We start from the raw sequence: 16,482 nt of genomic DNA, 5'->3' as shown, positions 1-16,482 counted from the left end.
GCCGGTTTTACGTCTACTCAGGGAATGGGGGGCTTCCTGACTCAACCGGACAGGCCACGCTGGGGCTTCAATGCGCTATTTGCTGATGTTACTGCTGTGCTTGCCCCCTCTGGCAAGTGCCCTGGAATTCGATGAATTCACCCAAAGCCTGCCCTTGGGCCATGCCTTGCAAGTGTTCGAGGACGCGGGCGGCACGGCCACCCTGGATGAGGTCCTGGCCCAGTCCGCAGCGGGTGCTTTCAAGCCCCACGACAAAGCCACGCTGAACGCCGGTTACTCACGATCGGCCTTCTGGTTGAAAATCGATCTGCACTATCGCCCCGACAATCCGGACGCCCAGCGCACCTGGCTGCTGGAGCTGGCATACCCGCCGCTGGACCACCTCGACTTGTACCTGCCCGACGCGGCGGGGGCCTATCGCCTGGTTCGTCAGACCGGTGATGCGTTGCCGTTCGCCAGCCGCGAGATCCGCCAGAACAACTACCTGTTCAGCCTGGCGTTCAAACCCGAGCAACAACAGACCGTCTATTTGCGCCTGCAAAGCCAGGGTTCGATCCAGGCGCCGTTGACGCTGTGGTCGAGCACCGCGTACCTCGAGCAACAGCCGGTGCGCCTGTACGTGCTGGGCATCATCTATGGCGTGCTCCTGGGAATGCTGGTGTACAACCTGTTCATCTACCTGAGCGTGCGCGATACCAGCTATCTCTATTACATCTTCTACATCGCCTCGTTCGGCCTGTACCAGTTGTCGGTCAACGGTGCCGCCGTGGAGTACTTCTGGCCGGACAACCCCTGGTGGGCCAACGCCGCGACGCCGTTTTTCATCGGCTGCGCGGGCCTGTTTGGCAGCCAGTTCGCCCGCAGCTTCCTGCAGACCGCCCAGCATGGCCGCTGGATGGACCGCATGCTGCTGGCGCTGATCGGCTACAGTGCCGTGGTCATCGGCCTGTCGCTGATGACCAGCTATGCCCTGGCCCTGCGCCTGGCAACGGCGTTGGCGCTGGTGTTCACGGTGGCGATCTTTGCCGCGGGGTTGTTCGCCTGGTGGCGTGGCTTGCGGGTGGCGCGTTATTTCATCATTGCCTGGTCGGCGTTTCTGCTGGGGGGCATCATCAATACCTTGATGGTGCTGGGCTACCTGCCGAACGTCTTCCTGACCATGTACGCCAGCCAGATCGGCTCGGCCATCGAAGTGGCGCTGTTGTCCCTGGCCTTGGCCGACCGCATCAATGCCATGCGCGAACAGCAGGCCCAGACCTTGTTGGACGCCGGGCAGAAACTCGAAGTGCTCAACCAGCAGTTGGCCCACGGCAACAAGCTCAAGGATGAGTTCCTCGCCACCTTGACCCACGAACTGCGCACGCCGATGAATGGCGTGATCGGTTCCCTGGAGTTGATGGAAACCGTCGAGATGGACGAGGAACTGACCCAGTATCAACAGACCGCCGCCGGATCGGCGCGGGACATGATGCGCATGGTCAATGGCATCCTCACCCTCACCGAGTTGCAGGCCGGCAAACTCAAGGTCTATCCGGCGCCGTTCAGCCTGCGTGGGGTGATCGATGCGCTGCAGGTGCAGTTCGGCGCCAATGCTGCGGCCAAGGGCCTGGATTTCAAGGTCGACGTGTCCCCGGGCCTGGCGGATCGGTTGATCGGCGACAGCGGCAAACTGGCCCAATGCCTGGAATGCTTGCTGGACAATGCGATCAAGTTCACCCGGGTGGGCGGCCTGGCGCTGCGCGTCAGCGGGCGGCCGACAGAGCTCGATCGGCTGGTATTGTCCTTTGCCGTCATCGACACCGGGATCGGCTTTACCGACTTGGGGGAAGCGACCTTGTACCAGCGCTTCTTCCAGCTCGACGGCTCGATGACCCGCGAATATGGCGGTCTCGGCGTGGGCCTGGCTATCTGTCGGCAACTGGTGGAACTGCTGGGCGGGCGCCTGACCCACACTTCCGAGCCCGGTCGCGGCAGTCGGTTCCAGGTGGACGTGGAGTTTGATGTGGCCCTGCCAGCGGCGGTCCCGACGCCGTTTTCCTTCGGTGGCCGCCAGGGCTCGCGCCAGCCCCAGGATTGCACGGTGCTGCTGGCGGATGACAACAACATCGATCAGTTGGTCATGCGCGGCATGTTGCTCAAGTTGGGTTATCGGGTGCGCACGGCCGACAGTGGCCGCGCGGCGCTGGATCTGCTGCACGGCGAGCGCTTTGACGCGGTGCTGCTCGATTGCCAGTCGCCGCCGCTGGACGGTGTGTCGGTCTGCTGCCAGATCCGTTCGTTGTCTGGCTGCGAAGAGTTGCCGGTACTGGTGGTCAGCCCGAACCTGGGGCAGGAGCACTGCCCCTCGGGCGCGCTGATCGACTACCTGAGCAAACCGGTTAAATTCGACGCATTGCAGGCAACGCTCCAGCGCCGGGTGCTTTGTCCGAGACAGGGTGAAAGCGCCGATATTTAGGCGTATATGACACTTTGTTCGGCCTGGAGGCGGTGCTTAACTGAATCCCTGGCCGATCGAGGAGCCCTGTCATGAACCTGCACCAGTTCGCTGAAACCCACGACGTCACCAATCAGCCGCCGTCCTTGGATGGCGCCAACCTGTACCGTATCGACCTGCCGTTGCAGCAGTGGTCGCAGCGCTTTGGGGCTGGCTGGGCGCAGGCGCGGATCGATGCGTATGGGGCGCTGGCCGGCGGGCCGTTGATGGAAGCGGGCTTCCTGGCCAACCAGAACAAACCGGTTTTTTCCAGTCATGACCGCTACGGTCATCGCATCGACCTAGTGGAGTTCCATCCCGCTTATCATCAGTTGATGCGCACCGCCGTCGAGCATGGCCTGCCGAGTTTGCCTTGGGCCCATCCACAACCCGGCGCCCATGTCGCCCGGGCGTCGATGACCTATCTGCACAGCCAGGCCGAAGCCGGTACGGGTTGCCCGTTGACCATGACCTTTGCCAGCGTGCCGGCGCTGCGCCTGCAACCGGATCTGGCCGAGCGCTGGCTGCCGAAGGTGCTGGCCACCGAGTACGACCCGCGCAACGTCGGCATGGCCCACAAGGCCGGGGTGACCCTGGGCATGGCGATGACTGAAAAACAGGGCGGCACCGATGTGCGGGCCAACACCACCAAGGCCTATCCGGTGGGTGCCAGCGGTCCGGGCCAGGCCTATGAACTGGTGGGGCACAAATGGTTCTGTTCGGCACCGATGTGCGACGCTTTCCTCACCTTGGCCCAGACCGACAAGGGCCTGACCTGTTTCCTGCTGCCGCGCCATCGTCCCGACGACACGCGCAATCAGTTCTACATCCAGCGCTTGAAGAACAAGCTGGGTAACTGTTCCAACGCCTCCAGCGAAGTCGAATTCCGTGGCGCACTGGCCTGGATGGTCGGCGAAGAAGGCCGCGGCGTGCCGACGATCATCGAGATGGTGGCCATGACCCGCTTCGATTGCATGGTCGGCTCCAGCGCCCTGATGCGCCAGGCGTTGACCCAGGCCAGTCATCACTGCGCGCACCGCAAGGTCGGTGGCAAGCTGTTGAGCGAACAGCCGCTGATGCAGAACGTCCTGGCTGACCTGGCGTTGGAAAGCGAGGCCGCCCTGGCCTTGAGCCTGCGCATGGGCCGGGCGTTGGATCATTTGAATGACGAGCATGAGGCCAAGTTCGCCCGGCTGGTGACGGCGGTGGGCAAGTACTGGATCTGCAAGCGTGCCCCCGCGATGATCAACGAAGCCGCCGAATGCATGGGCGGTGCCGGCTACGTCGAAGACAGCATCCTGCCGCGCCTGTACCGTGAAGCACCGGTCAACTCGACGTGGGAAGGCTCAGGCAACGTGCAGTGCCTGGATGTGTTGCGCGCCCTGTCCAAGGAGCCAGGTGTGCTGGAGGTCTTGTTCAGCGAACTGGGCGACGGCCATGGCGACAAGCGCCTGGCCGGGCACATCCAGCAATTGCACACAGCCTTCAAGGACACCGATGACATCCAGTACCGCGCCCGGCAATTGACCGAAGACATCGCCGTCGGTCTGCAAGCCAAGCTGTTGCTGGAAGCAGGGAACAGTGCAGTCAGCGATGCTTTTATCGCCAGTCGCCTGGGGTCGGCCGGCCGGGTGTACGGTGCCCTGCCTCGGGGCTTGGATGTCGAGGCCATCGTTACCCGCTCGACCCCGCACGGATTCTAGGCAAGAAGGCCAACACAAAGTCCTGTGGGAGCGGGCTTGCTCGCGAAAGCGGTGTGTCAGTCGCCGAAGAGGCTGGATGTGCCGACGCCTTCGCGGGCAAGCCCGCTCCCACAGGTTTTCATGACGCCGAGAATACTCAATACGCCACTGTTCCCGTCGGGCGGCGATGCAGGCAAGATGAAGGCCTGCAAGTCAGAACACAGGAAGCTGATCGTGACCGAAGCGTTTATTGTCGTTCAAACCGCCGAACAAGCCGTGGATCGTCTAGCGGCCCTGCACGAGCGTGCGACCACCGCGCTGAACCAGGCGCTGATGCGTTATCTCAAGGACCGCATCGAGCCGGATGCCGAACAGCGTGCATTGTTTCGCTATCCCGCTCTGCGCCTGACCTATCATTGCCACGGCGAAGTCCCGCAAACCACGCGAGCCTATGCCAAGGTCCAGTTGCCCGGCACCTACAGCGTTACCGTCACCCATCCCGCCGCGTTCCGTAAATACCTGCTGGAACAGCTGGTCCCGCTGATGCATGACTTTACCGTCACCGTGGAAGTGGGCGTCAGCGAGCAGAACATCCCGTACCCGTACGTGGTGGAGCAGGGCGACGAACTGGCCGGCTCCGGCGTGACCGCCGCCGTGCTGGCGCGGGTATTCCCCAGCACTGACCTGTCGGCCGCCACCGATGGCATCGCCGACGGCCTCTATGACTGGGAAAACACCGACCCGCTGCCCCTGGCGCTGTTCGATGCCGCGCGGGTGGACTTTTCCCTGCGCCGGCTGGTGCATTACACCGGCAGCGACTGGCGCCACGTGCAGCCGTGGATCCTGCTGACCAACTATCACCGCTATGTCGACCAGTTCATCGTCCATGGCCTGGAGCAGCTGCGCAGCGACCCGCGCTTTGTGCGCATGGTTCTGCCGGGCAACGTGATCATCGACAAGAACATGGACCATGGCGAAGCGTCGGCCATCGCTGCCGGTGTGGTCTGGCACCGTTACCAGATGCCGGCTTATCACCTGCAGACCAACGACGGCCATGGCGTGACCCTGGTGAACATCGGCGTTGGCCCGTCCAACGCCAAGAACATCACCGACCACCTGGCCGTGCTGCGGCCGCATTGCTGGCTGATGATCGGCCACTGCGGCGGACTGCGGCAGTCCCAGACTATCGGTGACTACGTGCTGGCCCACGCCTACATGCGTCGCGATGGCATTCTCGACCGGGTGGTGCCGCCGAACATTCCGATTCCAGCCCTGGCCGAAGTGCAGATGGCGCTTCAGCAGGCGGCGGCGAACATCACCGGCGAGAAGGGCGATGAGCTGAAAAAGCGCCTGCGCACCGGCACCGTGCTGACTTACGACGATCGCAACTGGGAACTGCGCTGGGCCCAGGAACGTCCGCTGATCAACCTGTCTCGCGCCGTGGCGGTGGATATGGAGAGCGGCACCATCGCTGCCCAGGGTTATCGCCTGCGAGTGCCCTATGGCACGTTGCTGTGCGTTTCGGACAAGCCACTGCATAGCGAAATCAAGCTGCCGGGTTCGGCCAACGCGTTCTATGAGCGAGCGGTCAACCAGCACCTGAAGATCGGCATCGAGGCGCTGGACCTGTTGCGCACCGAACTCAACTCGTTGCATTCGCGCAAGCTGCGCAGCTTCGACGAGCCGCCGTTCCGCTGATCGGATGGTGGTCATTTAACGGTCGGGCCACTAGCATGGTCGGCCCCGACCGTTAGATGTTGTATTCGCCATGCCCCGTCCTCCACGCCCCGCTTCCCGTCGCCCTGGCGCGAAGCTTCCCGCCGCTGCGCCGCGCCGTGTGGCCAAGGCTCCGCCGGCCGAGCCAAAGCTGATCCTGTTCAACAAACCCTTCGACGTGCTGACGCAATTCAGCGACGGTGAGGGGCGGGCGACGCTCAAGGATTTTATCGACGTACCGGGCATCTACCCGGCCGGGCGGCTGGATCGCGACAGTGAAGGTTTGCTGTTGCTGACCAACGATGGTCAATTGCAGGCGCGTATTGCCGACCCCAAGCACAAGCTGGCCAAGACCTATTGGGTGCAAGTAGAAGGTGAGCCGAGTGCCGAACAGTTGCAGTGTTTGCGCGATGGGGTGGAGTTGAATGACGGCATGACGTTGCCAGCCGAGGCACGCCAATTGGACGAACCGCAATTATGGCCGCGCAACCCGCCGGTGCGTTTTCGTAAAAGCGTGCCCACGAGCTGGCTGGAACTGGTGATCCGCGAAGGGCGCAACCGTCAGGTGCGACGCATGACCGCCGCGGTGGGCCTGCCGACACTGCGCCTGGTGCGGGTCAGGATCGGCGACTGGACGATCGAAGGGCTCGATCAGGGCCAGTGGAAAGAAGTCCCGGCGCGCTTATAACGCGCCTGATTCGATCAGGCCGATCACTACGCTCTTGATGATGAACGCGGCCACGCCGAGGCCCAGCACGAAAAACAGGATGAACGAGCCAAAACGCCCGGCCTTGGACTTCTTCGCCAGGTCCCAGACGATGAAGCCCATGAAAATGATCAGGATGCTGACCAGGCCGGTCATCATCCACTCTTCGAAAACAGCAGGATCCATCAGGACACTCCGGCGTGGGCGGGATTGAAAAGGCGCGGCGAGTATAAGGCATGGGGGGCGGGCGGGGGATTGGCCTGCGGCGGTGTGTCGCAGCTATTCATCGCCTGGGCTGACGCTATCGCGAGCAAGCTCGCTCCCACATTGGATGTATGGCGAGCGCAATATCTGTGAGCGCCCGGCCCCTGTGGGAGCGAGCTTGCTCGCGATGGCGTTCTTAGCTGCGCAGGTGAGTCAACGGCAACTCGGTGCTGTTGAGCACCTGGTTCAGCACAAAGCTGGAGCGCACGCTGGTGACGCCATCGATCCGGGTCAGGTGCCCCAACAGCAGTTTCTGGTAATGGTCCATGTCCGGCACCACGACCTTGAGCTGGTAGTCCGCATCCATGCCCGTGACCAGGCTGCACTCCAGCACTTGCGGCAGGTTGCGGATGGCGGCTTCGAAGTTTTCGAAGCGCTCGGGGGTGTGGCGGTCCATGCCGATCAGCACATAAGCCGTCAGGCTCAGACCCAGTAGCTTGCGGTCGAGCAGGGCGACCTGGCGGGTGATGTAGCCGTCATCCTCCAACTGCTTGACCCGCCGCGAGCAGGGGGAGGGCGACAGGCCGATGCGTTCGGCCAGTTCCTGGTTGGAGATGCGCGCATCGCGCTGCAATTCCGCCAGAATGCTCAGGTCGTAACGGTCGAGTTTGCTCATCGGTCGGGCCTTTATCTTGATAATTGCGGTGGATTATCTATCCGGGGTTAAAAATTGCGCAAGTGATGTTTATTTCCGCAATCTTCGCAATCATCTGTCGGCACCCCAGGCTTATGCTTATCACCAAGATCACTGCTCGGACAAACAGTCCAGTGCGGCCCGCCCAATCAGGCCGGCTGCGGTCGCAGTACCCACCGGTACTGGCAGACCCCCGAGCTGCACACCGTCCAGAAGACGGCGTGAGGTGAGCCGACGTCATAAGCGTCGAGCACGGACGAAATTCTCAAGGGGAGGCCGACGGGCCTCCCTTTTTTAATGCCTGCGAAATAAACCCAGTGGTTGATAATCTGTCGCAGAACCGGCCTGGGCTTTCCCAGTCTTATCATCAGGCCCTGAATCGTTGTGAGGAATTTCATGAAGTCGCGCATCTGGCGTTTGGCAGGTGTTGGTCTGTTGTGGGCGAGTGTCAGTGCGCAGGGAATGGCCGACGATCAGCAAAACCGTGGCGGCCCGGACGGCGGTCGCGGGCAGGAAGGACGCGGCGGCAACGGCCAGGGTTACTCGGGCCAGCCACGGCCACAGAGCAACGAAATCATTCGGGGCGATAACAGTCGTCAGTTCGAGGTCAGGCCGCAGAACCCGGGTGGACAACACTACGAGCGTCCACCGCAGGACCCTAACGCTCACGGCCGCCCGCCGCAGCCGCCGCCCGGCAACAACTTGCCCATCCAGGGCCGGCCCGACAGCGTGACCCAGACCCGGGAACCGCAACCGGGGTATTACCGCGATATCCCTCGGCGCAACGATGGCTATCCGAACGCAGGTCCGCGACCAGACCATGACGGTCGTCCCGGTCAGCATTGGCCCGGTCGGCCGGATGGGCATGGCAACGGTTGGGGTCCGGGGCCGCAATACCGTCCGGGTTATGTGATCGACCGTTTCCCGGATCGTAACTACCGCGTGCCTTATCGCGGCCAGGACTATTTCTATTCGGGCGGCTACTGGTACCGCCCGCAAGGACCGCGTTACGTCGTGGTCGCGCCACCGCGGGGCATCCGCACCCGTTACCTGCCCGATTACGCCCGGGAAGTGTGGATCGGCAGTTCGCTGTTCTTCCTCGCTGCCGGCGCCTATTACATCTACGAAGCCAACACCCAGGATTATGTCGTGGTCGATGCGCCGGTCGCCAACCCGCAGCCGCAACCCCAGGGCAACAGTTTCGATGTGATGGCCTATCCGGCCAACGGCCAGTCGCCCGAGCAGGTCAATCAGGATGGCTACGACTGCTATCGCTGGGCGGTGCAGCAGAGCGGGTTCGATCCGCGCAACTACACCTACCCACCGGCACCGGAAGTGGTGCAGACCTATCGCCAGGCCCAGGGCAGTTGCTTGAGCAGCCGTGGGTATCAGGTGACGTACTGAATATCCAGCGCAAATCCCTGTGGCGAGGGAGCTTGCTCCCGCTGGCCTGCGCAGCAGGCCCAGGATCTTGCGGTCGCTGCGCAACCGAGCGGGAGCAAGCTCCCTCGCCACATTCTGTGTTCGGCATCAAGCGCTGGTGCGTTTCACCACGTCCGACGGATCGGCATGCACCAGCACTTCGGCCTTCGGATAAGCGCGGTGGATGGCATCGGCGGCCTGGTCACTGATGCCGTGGGCCACTGACAGGGTCAGGTCCCCCGGCAACTCCAGGTGCAGTTGCACGAACCAGTGGTTGCCGGAGACTCGCGTACGTAGGTCATGGGCGCCAAGCACGCCGGGCACCGCGCAGGCCAGCTCCAGCATGCGCTGGCTGACGTCGGGCGGCAGTTCTTCATCCATCAGCACCGCGAAGCTTTCCCGGGCGATCTGGATGGCGCTCCACAGGATGTAGGCGGCGATCCCCAGGCCGAACCAGGCGTCGAGTTGATACCAACCGAACCCGGCCAGTACCAGCGCGACCAGGATGCTGCCGTTGAGCAACAGGTCGGAGCGATAGTGCAGCGAGTCGGCGCGCACGGCGTTGGAGCCGGTGGCGCGGATGACCCGATGCTGCAACGCCAGCAGCGCCAGGGTCAGCCCCAGGGAAAACACAATCACACCGACGCTGAGCCAGGGCGCCTCCACTGGCACCGGGTTCTTCAGGCGTTCGAAGGCCTGCAAGGCTATCAATACCGCACTGCCACCGATGAACAGTGCCTGGGCCATGCCGGCCAGGGATTCTGCCTTGCCATGGCCGTAGCGATGGTCATCGTCGGCGGGGCGCAGAGCGTAATGCACCGCCAGCAGATTGAGCAGCGAAGTGACGCCGTCCAGCGCCGAGTCAGTCAGGCCGGCGAGCATGCTCACCGAACCGCTGAGCCACCAGGCCAGGGCCTTGGCGATCACCAGGGTGAGTGCCACGGCCACCGACGCCCGAGTGGCCAGGCGCAGCAGGCGAGCGTGTTCGGTGCTGGTGGTCATGGCGCGGTCGTTCCTTGGGTGGCGTCGGTCATGCGGCCGGTTTGAGGCCAAGGGTGGCCAGTTGCTGCGCGCTGCCTTTGTGTTGGATCAGTCGAGGATCGTCCAGCGGGAAGCTGCGGCCCAGTTCGTGTTCCAGGATTGCCTGCAGTTTTTGGTTATTGACCGTGCCGTCGGGGTTGATGGCTGGCTTGAGTTTCTCTGGCTCGATCTGGACGCTGCGGCCCGGTTCGAAATAGATGGCACCGGTGGCAAAGTCCACGGCGAACGCGATCAGGCCGGGGATGATGTAGAACAGCAGGCCGACGGCATCGAGGGCGGCGATGGCCGGGTCGATCTTGCCGTCGATCTGGCCGCGACGGTCCGGGTAGAAGATCGAGCCACAGGCGCTGATTTGAGTCAGCAGGGTGGCGACCAGCACGCCACCGATCACGCGAAAGGGAATACGCATAGCAATCTCCTGAACAGGTAGTAGAGGCGTTGCTGGTTGGAGTCCAGACCACGCTAAACAGTTCGCCGTTATACTCGGCCCTCTGTTTTGGAGCCAGCATGATTTCTTTGCCGATTGATGAAGTTTTACCCGCCCTGCGCCAAGCCTTGGCATCGCGCCACGAAGCCGTGCTCGAAGCACCGCCCGGTGCCGGTAAAACCACCCGTGTTCCCCTGGCCTTGCTGAACGAGCCCTGGCTGGCCGGACAGACCATCCTGATGCTTGAACCCCGGCGCCTGGCGGCACGGGCGGCGGCCGAGCGGCTGGCCAGCGAACTGGGGGAGAAGGTCGGTGAAACCGTCGGCTACCGGATTCGTCTCGACAGCAAGGTCGGGCCCAAGACCCGCATTGAAGTGGTCACCGAAGGCATCCTCACCCGCCGTTTGCAGGACGATCCGGCGCTGGAAGGGGTGGGGCTGCTGATTTTCGACGAATTCCACGAACGCAGCCTCGATGCCGACCTGGCCCTGGCCTTGAGCCTCAACGGCCGGGAGTTGTTTCGCGAAGAGCAGCCGCTCAAGATCCTGTTGATGTCCGCGACCCTGGAAGGCGAACGCCTGGCCGGGCTGTTGGACAACGCGCCGATCCTGCGCAGCGAAGGCCGCATGTTCCCGGTGACGGTACGCTGGGGCCGGCCATTGCAGCCTGGCGAGTTCATCGAGCCACGGCTGGTGCAGACCGTGCTCGAAGCGCTGCACGATGAAACCGGCAGCGTCCTGGTGTTCTTGCCCGGGCAGGCAGAGATCCGCCGGGTCCATCAGCAACTGGCCGAGGCCTTGGGCGAGGGTGGCAACGTGTTGCTCTGCCCGCTGCATGGCGAACTGGACCTCGCCGCTCAACGCGCCGCCATCGACCCCGCGCCACCCGGTCAGCGCAAGGTGGTGCTGGCCACCAACATTGCCGAAACCAGCCTGACCATCAATGGCGTACGGGTGGTGATCGACGCCGGACTGGCGCGGGTGCCGCGTTTCGACCCGGGCAGCGGCATGACCCGGCTCGACACCCAGCGCATTTCCCGGGCCAGCGCTACCCAGCGGGCCGGTCGCGCCGGGCGCCTGGAGCCGGGGGTGTGCTACCGGTTGTGGTCCGAAGACCAGCATGAACAATTGGCCGCCTACGGCAGCGCGGAGATTCTGTCGGCGGACCTGGCCGGGTTGGCCCTGCAACTGGGGCGCTGGGGCGTGACGCCGCAGCAATTGGTCTGGCTCGACGTCCCGCCCGCCGCTGCGTATGCCCAGGCCCAGGACCTGCTGCAACGCCTGGGCGCGCTGGAGGGCGAACAACTGACCCGCCACGGCCAGGCCATGGCCGAACTGCCAGCCCACCCGCGTATCGCGCATCTGCTGTTGCGCGGCCAGGCGCTGGGGCTGGCAGACATGGCCTGCAACGTCGCTGCGCTGCTGGGCGAACGGGACATTCTGCGCGGTGCCGGCGCCGACCTGCACAGTCGCCTGGCCTTGCTGTCCGGCGAAGAACGGGCGGCGCGCGGCGCTCAGGGCGGGGTGCAGCGGGCGCGGCAACTGGCCCGGCAATATCGCGGCTATCTGCGGGGCAAGGCCGAAGAGGCCGTGGCCGATCCCGATCACCCGCGCTGGCTCGGCGCGTTGCTGGCGTTGGCCTACCCCGACCGCGTCGCCCAACAGCGTCGACCCGGCGGCGCGGAATATCGCCTGGCCAACGGCCGTGCTGCACTGTTTGCCGAGGCTGACAGCCTGATGAAACAAGCGTGGCTGGTGATCGCCGACCTGGGCAGCCGCCAGGGCCAGCGGGAAGAGCGGATTTACCTGGCGACGGATTTCGACCCGGGGCTGTTCGACTCGGTATTGGCCGAGCAGGTGCACACGGTGGATCAATTGGATTGGGATGAGCGCGAAGGCGTGCTGCGGGCCGAGCGCCAGCGCAAGGTCGGCGAACTGGTGCTCAGCCGCGAACCGTTGACCGGCCTGGACGAGTCAGCCCGTAGCCAAGCCCTAGTGAACCTGGTGCGGCGCAAGGGCCTGGAATTACTGCCCTGGACTCCGGAGCTACGGCAATGGCAGGCGCGGGTGGCCTTGTTGCGTCGACTTGAATGGGAGGCCAAGGGCGAGAGTGAATGGCCAGACGTCAGCGACGCAGCCCTGCTGAACACGCTCGAACACTGGTTGATGCCGTATCTGGGCCGAGTCTCGCGCCTCAGTCATTTCGCCAACCTGGACCTGTCGAGCATCGTTCACAACCTGTTGCCCTGGCCATTGCCGCAACGCCTGGACGAACAGGCCCCCCACCATTTGAGTGTGCCTTCGGGCTCCTCGATCCGCCTGGACTACAGCGAGCATCCACCGATCCTGGCGGTGCGCATGCAGGAACTCTTCGGCCTGGCCGATACCCCGCGCATCGCCGGCGGACGCCAGGTCGTCAAGCTGCACCTGTTGTCACCGGCACGCCGGCCGGTACAGGTGACCCAGGACCTGGCGAACTTCTGGCGCAGTACCTATGCCGAGGTGAAGAAGGACTTGAAGGGGCGCTACCCCAAGCATTACTGGCCGGATGATCCGCTGGTGGCGGAGGCGACCGCGCGGGTCAAGCCGCGTAAGTGAGTTGATTGCGACACAGATCCATTGTGAGAGCGAGCTTGCTCGCGATGGCGTCGGCACATCCTGATATCTGTGCTGGTTGAAAGATCGCTATCGCGAGCAAGCTCGCTCCCACATTTGTCCGGTGGTGGCTTCAAATCAAGGCGCAGCCGGCAACAAAAACCGCGCAATTACCGGCAAGTGATCGGAGATACGCAAGGTATCGTCCTGTCGCACCTGGGCTTCAACCCGTTTGATCCGGGGGCTGTAGAACAGGTAGTCGACGGTGCGGTCCGGGCCGTTGAGGCCGGGGTCGTTCGGATAATGGGTCAGCCAGTGTTCGCGGTCGATGCCGCTGGCTTCGTTGTTGGTGGGAATCATCGGGTACTTGTCCCACAGCAGGTGCAGCGGGCTGTCGGCGGAGTAGGGCGTGCGTTGCTCGGACGGCAGGCGTCGGTACTGGCCCAGGGGCAGCAGGTTGAAGTCGCCGCCGATCAGCCAGGGCGTGCCTGCGGATTCGAACTTATCCAGTGCCTTGGTCACGGCGGTGATTTGTCTGGGCAGGGTTTCGTCCGGTTCAGTGGCCCGTTCCAGGTGCGTGTTGAGCACCGCCAGCTGGCTGCCGTCGCTCAGTGACAGATAGCTCACCAACAAGGCATTTTTCGGCTGGAACTGACGGCTGATGACGTTGGTGTCGGCCACCGGCAGTTGCACCCGTTCGGCATGGTCGATGCGGTAGCGACTCAGGGTCGCCAGTTGCCGGCCGACGCTGCCGAAGATGTGCGGGTCGGGGATGAAGTCGGCTTTCCAGTCGAAGGCGCTGGTGCCGCACGGGTAGAGGTCGGCGAGTCGCTCCTGCAACAGCTTGAGCTGGTCCTGGTAATCGCTGGCCTTGGCGCCTTTGTCCAGTTCCTGAAGCAACACGATGTCCGGTTGCTCGTCGCGGATGACCCGGGCCACTTCGTCGAGGCTGAAGGCCATGTCTTCCAGGGTCGGGCTTTCATCGTCGCCCTGGGCCAAGTCGTGCCAGAACACGTAGCGCTTGCCCGCGAGGAACTGGACGTTCCAGGTCATCACCTTCAACGCTTGGCCGGGTGCCAGCGCTGCTGCATTGGCGGTGCAACTGACCGGCACGGTTTCCCGGGGCTGTGGCCGCCAGGTCAGGCCGTAGATCGACAGGGCGGCCAGGCTGAGGATCAACAGCAGGCCCAGCAAGGTGTAGCGCAGTAGACGGATCATGGCTCGGCTTATGGGCGAAACGCAAAAGTGCTCCCGAGCATAACCGAGAGCGGTTCTCAAGCCCAAGCCCAGGGCTGTCGCCGTATGGGATCAGCGGCGCTCGGGCTTGGCTTCGATCAGCATGAACAGGCGGAACAGCACCACGGTGGTGAACAGTTGCAGGAAGCTGTGGACGCTGTCGATCAGCAAACTCACCGCCGGGTTCTGGGGTGACGGATACACCGAGACGCTGGCGCCCTTGAGCAGCCACAGCGGGCCCATCACCGCGAGAATGCACAGCAGGATCCGCCAGAAGTTGCCGCGGGACAGGTTGAGGCTTTCCTTCATCGCCGCCAGGGGGGCCAGGCCCCTGAGGACCAACAGGTATTCGCCGAAGGCCAGGGTCACCATCAGCCACAGGCCCGGCAGGAAGTACAACGACAGCCCCACCAGGATCAACAACGTGTTGAGGGCCGTCAGCAAGGCAAAGCGCGGCCACAGGGTGAGGGCCGTTGCGAGCAGGTCCCGCGTGCGTGGTGCTTCACCGCGGCTGCGGGCGTCGAGAAACAGGATCAGCGCGGCGGTGTACAAGGGGTACACCAGCAGCCCGACGATCACACTGTAGCCGGGAAAGCCGTCGGGGCCGAGGGCGCTGTCCACGCCTTGCTGCAGCAGGGCCTCGAGTATCACCAGTGGCAGGCACAACTGGGCGATCCGGCCCAAATGGCGCTTGAAGAAATACAAAGAGTCGCGCAGCACGTCAAACGGATTCATGGGTCGGTATCGCAGTTGAAAAAGCGGTCCGACACTTTAACCGATCAGGCGCCCGCACAAGCAAACGTAAACATCAGGTAAAGACCATTGAAAGCTTTCCGGCGAGCCCCATTACTGATGGGCACCGGTCTTCGGGATCGGAATGGTTTCTACCCGGCAATCGAATGAGGTCGCCATGAACAACGAAGAACAAACCCTGATCGATGGACTGTTTTCACGGCTGCAACAGGCCGAAAAGGATTCAGCCCCGCGCGACGCCCAGGCCGAGGCGCGGATCAAGGAACATCTGGCGAGCCAGCCAGCGGCGGGCTATTTCATGGCCCAGGCGATCCTGGTGCAGGAGGCTGCGATCAAGCGCCTCGATGAGCAGAACAGGCAACTGGCCCAGCAGGTCGAGCAATTGCAGGCTGAGCTGCAACAAGCGCGCAAGCAAGCGCCGGCACCCAGCGGTGGCGGTGGTTTCCTCTCGAGTATTTTCGGCGGCAGCCCGCGGGATTCACGTCCGGCGAGCGCGCCGGCCTCCAGCGGTGGTGGTTGGCGCGAACCGGCGCAACCGTCCTTCAATGCCCCGGCTCAACAGGGCTTCAGCGCGCCGCCCGGCAATTATGGCGCACCGCAGCAGCAGGCCCCGGCAGCGGGCAGCTTCCTCGGCGGCGCCCTGAAAACCGCGGCGGGCGTGGCGGGCGGCGTGATGCTGGCCCAAGGCATCAGCAGCCTGTTCCACAGCAATCAGCAACCGCAGGAGATCGTCGAGGTCATCAAGGAGGAGCCGGCGCAACCGGTCAACGACACCCCAGGCAACGGCTGGGGCGATGACCCGCGCGTGGCCGACAACGACGCCTACGGCAACGACCAGGGCGGGTTCAGCGACGCGGACTACAGTGACGATCCATCTTCCTTCGGCGACGACGACTCCTTCGTCTGACCTGCCATTCGTCCGGGGCGCCCTGGCGCCTCGGGCCGATTATTCGCGGAACAATCCTTCGGGCTGGCATACTGGGCGACTTTTCGGCCCTGGTGGGCTGCGTACGTGTGCATCCAAGAGGAAACGCGGTGAAAAAAATTGCAGTGTTCGCCGATGTCCAGAACCTCTACTACACCGTGCGCCAGGCTTACGGTTGCCATTTCAACTACGCCGCGCTGTGGGCCGATGTCAGCAAACAGGGGCAGATCGTCGAGGCCTATGCCTATGCGATCGATCGCGGTGACAGCAAGCAGCAGCAATTCCAGCAGATCCTGCGCAACCTGGGTTTCGTCGTGAAGCTCAAGCCCTACATCCAGCGCAGCGACGGCTCGGCCAAGGGCGACTGGGACGTGGGCATTACGCTGGACATCATGGACGCCGCCGACCACGTCGATGAAGTGGTGCTGGCCTCCGGCGATGGCGATTTCGACATGTTGCTCGAACGCATCATCCAGAAGCACGGCGTGCAAGCCGTGGCCTATGGCGTGCCAGGGTTGACCGCCAACTCGCTGATCCGCGCCGCCAGTCGCTATGTGCCCATTGAGGGCGCGTTGTTGCTCAAGAATTGATTTTCACGGAGTTCAAAAG

At 63.5% G+C, this 16,482-nt stretch carries 14 protein-coding genes; 8 read left to right on the top strand and 6 right to left on the bottom strand.

Translation table 11 applies throughout. The annotated features are described in order from the left end of the window. The first annotated feature begins 70 nt into the window (after nucleotides 1-70). From BT125_RS25195 to BT125_RS25180, 4 genes are all read left to right on the top strand, one after another. Nucleotides 71-2,455: a 7TM diverse intracellular signaling domain-containing protein gene (locus BT125_RS25195; protein ID WP_072411476.1), complete on the top strand. Its 2,385-nt coding sequence runs from the start codon at nucleotides 71-73 to the stop codon at nucleotides 2,453-2,455. A 71-nt stretch (nucleotides 2,456-2,526) separates the two neighbouring features. Further along, entirely contained in the window at nucleotides 2,527-4,176 is a 1,650-nt protein-coding gene (locus BT125_RS25190) for an acyl-CoA dehydrogenase family protein (RefSeq protein ID WP_072411474.1), read from the top strand. Nucleotides 4,177-4,353: 177 nt separating this feature from the next. After that, complete coding sequence (amn, locus tag BT125_RS25185) at nucleotides 4,354-5,853, top strand: AMP nucleosidase (RefSeq protein ID WP_162491255.1); 1,500 nt, start codon at nucleotides 4,354-4,356, stop codon at nucleotides 5,851-5,853. A gap of 139 nt (nucleotides 5,854-5,992) precedes the next feature. Further along, nucleotides 5,993-6,559, top strand: coding sequence for a pseudouridine synthase (locus tag BT125_RS25180; protein ID WP_170866871.1), 567 nt, complete (start codon nucleotides 5,993-5,995; stop codon nucleotides 6,557-6,559). Here BT125_RS25180 and BT125_RS25175 read toward each other — a convergent pair. Together BT125_RS25175 and BT125_RS25170 are read right to left on the bottom strand one after the other, a co-directional pair. Continuing rightward, on the bottom strand, nucleotides 6,554-6,763 hold the full coding sequence (locus tag BT125_RS25175; protein WP_003228500.1) for a DUF2788 domain-containing protein: 210 nt from the start codon (nucleotides 6,761-6,763) through the stop codon (nucleotides 6,554-6,556). The genes BT125_RS25180 and BT125_RS25175 overlap by 6 nt on opposite strands. A gap of 214 nt (nucleotides 6,764-6,977) precedes the next feature. Next, complete coding sequence (locus tag BT125_RS25170; RefSeq protein WP_003185723.1) at nucleotides 6,978-7,457, bottom strand: Lrp/AsnC family transcriptional regulator; 480 nt, start codon at nucleotides 7,455-7,457, stop codon at nucleotides 6,978-6,980. Nucleotides 7,458-7,871: 414 nt separating this feature from the next. Here BT125_RS25170 and BT125_RS25160 point away from each other — a divergent pair, with 414 nt between their 5' ends. Beyond that, nucleotides 7,872-8,879 carry a DUF6515 family protein gene (locus BT125_RS25160; RefSeq protein WP_072411461.1) on the top strand — a complete coding sequence of 336 codons (1,008 nt, stop codon included), beginning with the start codon at nucleotides 7,872-7,874 and terminating at the stop codon, nucleotides 8,877-8,879. A gap of 126 nt (nucleotides 8,880-9,005) precedes the next feature. Here BT125_RS25160 and BT125_RS25155 read toward each other — a convergent pair whose 3' ends face one another. Continuing rightward, nucleotides 9,006-9,899: a cation diffusion facilitator family transporter gene (locus BT125_RS25155; protein ID WP_072411460.1), complete on the bottom strand. Its 894-nt coding sequence runs from the start codon at nucleotides 9,897-9,899 to the stop codon at nucleotides 9,006-9,008. A gap of 28 nt (nucleotides 9,900-9,927) precedes the next feature. Further along, a complete protein-coding gene (locus BT125_RS25150; RefSeq protein ID WP_072411459.1) occupies nucleotides 9,928-10,347 on the bottom strand; it encodes a polyribonucleotide nucleotidyltransferase in 420 nt (139 codons plus the stop codon). A 98-nt stretch (nucleotides 10,348-10,445) separates the two neighbouring features. Between BT125_RS25150 and hrpB the strand changes: the two genes are divergently transcribed. Beyond that, entirely contained in the window at nucleotides 10,446-12,962 is a 2,517-nt protein-coding gene (hrpB, locus tag BT125_RS25145; protein ID WP_072411458.1) for an ATP-dependent helicase HrpB, read from the top strand. Between the two features lie 135 nt (nucleotides 12,963-13,097). Here hrpB and BT125_RS25140 read toward each other — a convergent pair whose 3' ends face one another. Then, nucleotides 13,098-14,177 carry an endonuclease/exonuclease/phosphatase family protein gene (locus BT125_RS25140; protein WP_072411457.1) on the bottom strand — a complete coding sequence of 360 codons (1,080 nt, stop codon included), beginning with the start codon at nucleotides 14,175-14,177 and terminating at the stop codon, nucleotides 13,098-13,100. Between the two features lie 90 nt (nucleotides 14,178-14,267). Further along, complete coding sequence (locus BT125_RS25135; RefSeq protein WP_072411456.1) at nucleotides 14,268-14,930, bottom strand: YciC family protein; 663 nt, start codon at nucleotides 14,928-14,930, stop codon at nucleotides 14,268-14,270. Nucleotides 14,931-15,105: 175 nt separating this feature from the next. Between BT125_RS25135 and BT125_RS25130 the strand changes: the two genes are divergently transcribed. Both BT125_RS25130 and BT125_RS25125 read left to right on the top strand, forming a co-directional pair. Continuing rightward, nucleotides 15,106-15,855, top strand: a complete 750-nt coding sequence (locus BT125_RS25130; protein ID WP_072411455.1) for a DUF2076 domain-containing protein — start codon at nucleotides 15,106-15,108, stop codon at nucleotides 15,853-15,855. 128 nt (nucleotides 15,856-15,983) lie between these two features. Beyond that, on the top strand, nucleotides 15,984-16,463 hold the full coding sequence (locus BT125_RS25125) for a LabA-like NYN domain-containing protein (protein ID WP_053182045.1): 480 nt from the start codon (nucleotides 15,984-15,986) through the stop codon (nucleotides 16,461-16,463). Nucleotides 16,464-16,482 lie beyond the last annotated feature (19 nt).

Source organism: Pseudomonas sp. NFACC04-2 (assembly GCF_900119265.1).
Taxonomy (GTDB): domain Bacteria; phylum Pseudomonadota; class Gammaproteobacteria; order Pseudomonadales; family Pseudomonadaceae; genus Aquipseudomonas; species Aquipseudomonas fluorescens_AA.
The sequence above is the reverse complement of the archived record's forward strand: the minus strand, read 5'-3'. Positions and strand labels throughout refer to the sequence as shown.